This is a genomic window from Rahnella sp. P4_A8, assembly GCF_056402435.1.
This window is the reverse complement of record NZ_JBFUHK010000168.1, coordinates 1-2,220: the sequence shown is the minus strand read 5'-3', so window position 1 is coordinate 2,220 and position 2,220 is coordinate 1. Positions and strand designations below refer to the sequence as shown.

Annotated in this window: 2 protein-coding genes; both read right to left on the bottom strand. The window is 51.9% G+C overall.

Annotated features, from left to right (window positions below):
• Positions 1–343 (bottom strand): ASCH domain-containing protein (locus AC1DUO_RS24225; RefSeq protein WP_477989139.1); only part of this gene is annotated, 343 nt, incomplete at its 3' end.
• Between the two features lie 97 nt (positions 344–440).
• A partial coding sequence (locus tag AC1DUO_RS24220; protein WP_477989137.1) for a WG repeat-containing protein occupies positions 441–2,220 on the bottom strand: 1,780 nt, incomplete at its 5' end.

The window sequence follows — 2,220 nt, the reverse complement described above, 5'->3', positions numbered from 1 at the left end:
GTTCAAACATCTCGTACTCTTCGAAGAAACGCTGATGCTCAGCGCGCCAGTAAGCCAGCGTGCGGTCACCTTCACCTTCTTCCCAGGCATGTTGCTCTGTCACCTGATCAAAAGGAACTTGTTTCACTTCGGTCAGTTGTACGGCACACACCGGATTATTGCGACCATCGACCACCACAAAGATTTCGCCAGGTTCTGGTTCCGGGTCATCATCCAGGTTTGAACAGGTGGCGGTTTTTGTGCCTGCAATAACACGTTTAGCCAGTTCGTCTGCTGACGACTCGGTATCACCAAACGACCAGCGCTCTGCATCCCTGTATTTAAGTGGGATCTGCGGAATCATAATTTATCCTTTCAATTGAGATAGTTCACTACTATGACAGTTAAACATTAGCACAAAAAAACCCGCCGTAGCGGGTTTTAAAAGCCAGAAATGCGTTCTACGGTTTGCAGTTATCCGGCATCGCTACCGGCCACTGTCTTGCGCTGCCAGCGCCGTATAAAACGGCAATGCCGCATTCCTTATCGATCCTTGCAAGCGGTTTACCCGTTTTATCAATCATCATTGACATCGCAGGCGTTGAAACGACGGCAACGCCGCTGTCAAACGGTGAGACGGCACTGAATAGCGGTGCAATGGCAAAGTTACCCTGTACATCGACAAAACCGTAATTATTGTTCGTTTTGGCGAATGCCAGGCCATCCACAGGCAAACCTAAGTCGGCATAAGCAATGCCCTCAGCTTGTTTACCCTGGCCGTTTATCCAGGTTTTCATGCCGTCTGCGCGTGTCAGTACAGCATGATCATTCACCATCAGGCTGGCATTCCCCTGTACCGTCAGTACTAATTTACCGGTGTTGTCGACATAACGGGTCGCTGGCGTACCATCCTGCGGGTCGTTAGAGACAGACCACGTGCTGGCTGACGGCATTGTCCACCTGCCCTCAGGCATAGCCGCAACCCGCACACCTTTATCATCGATCAGCTCATACCCTGCCGGCGTCGAACGCAAAGCACGGCCCTGCACAAAAGCAGAACTTTGGGCTTCCGCTACGGGCTGAATTTGCCATTCTCCTTGCGCAGAAAGATAACCCTCCTGCGGCTTACGGGATAATTTTACCCAATCGCCCAGCGCGCTGATACGGGTTTGCTGTTCGTGCAGTTCAATGTTGCCTTGGGGATCCAAAAGCCAGGACTGCCCTGCGGCAGAGGTGGCAAGAATGCGTCCATCACTGAACTGAGTAACTGATAACCCCGCCGTTGGTGCGACTCTCGCTTTCGCATCATTGCCAATGATTTCAGCAATCACACTGGATGCAGCTTGATCAGGAGCGGCCGGTTGCGTCAGCAGCCAGAGCGCAGAATTAATACGTTTTGCTTTAGCATACTTCGCTTCAACAATGATTTTACCCTGACCGTCCACAATGCCCCATAAGCCTCCCGGTGCTCTGAACGCCGCCAGACCATCGGCGTAGTCACCCACATCCTGATAAGAGGGCTGAACAACCGTTTTCTGTGTGTTGACATCAAAGATGCCCCACAGCGCGCCTTCGGCAGCGGTTTCGCGAAAACGGAACCAGCCGTTACCCACAGACTCAATCTCGAATACGTTGGGCAAATCATAATGCTTACCCGCGTGATCCAGTGCGGTCAGCTTGCCGTCCAGATAATCAAGCGCGTAGCCATGAACAAAGGGCGAAATATTGTCTTCGGTCAGCGGGATAACAATTTTCCCCTGAGCATCGACAACGCCGGTTCCCTCAGCCGTTCTGACAATAAACTGTTCGATATTACCGTCTGCGTCAGCAGATTGAATATCCTGCCATTTGCTGTCGAGCTGAAGCGAACCATCCGGGCGCAGGAAACCGGCACCGTTTTTACCGCTTCCGGATTCAGGACGAATCAGTGCGAGTGGCGATTGTGCAGAAGTAACATCATTTCTGACATAGAGAGGTTCAATCCGGCTGCCATCAAGGGCGCTGCTATTCTTCTGATTCAGTAACGCCTTTCCTGATGCATCAACAATATTGACGACATCACCCTGGTCGTTGCGCAGCCATAAACGGTGGTTGATCACTTCTGCGCTGGTAATTTGCGCCAGCCAGCCCACATTCTGTGAGCCTCCGATGATGCCGCCAGAAGGTGCAACAATCGCGTTAACCTTTTTCGGGTCACCTTTGGTAGTGATCAGATATTCACCCGTACTGTGCTCCCAGGGC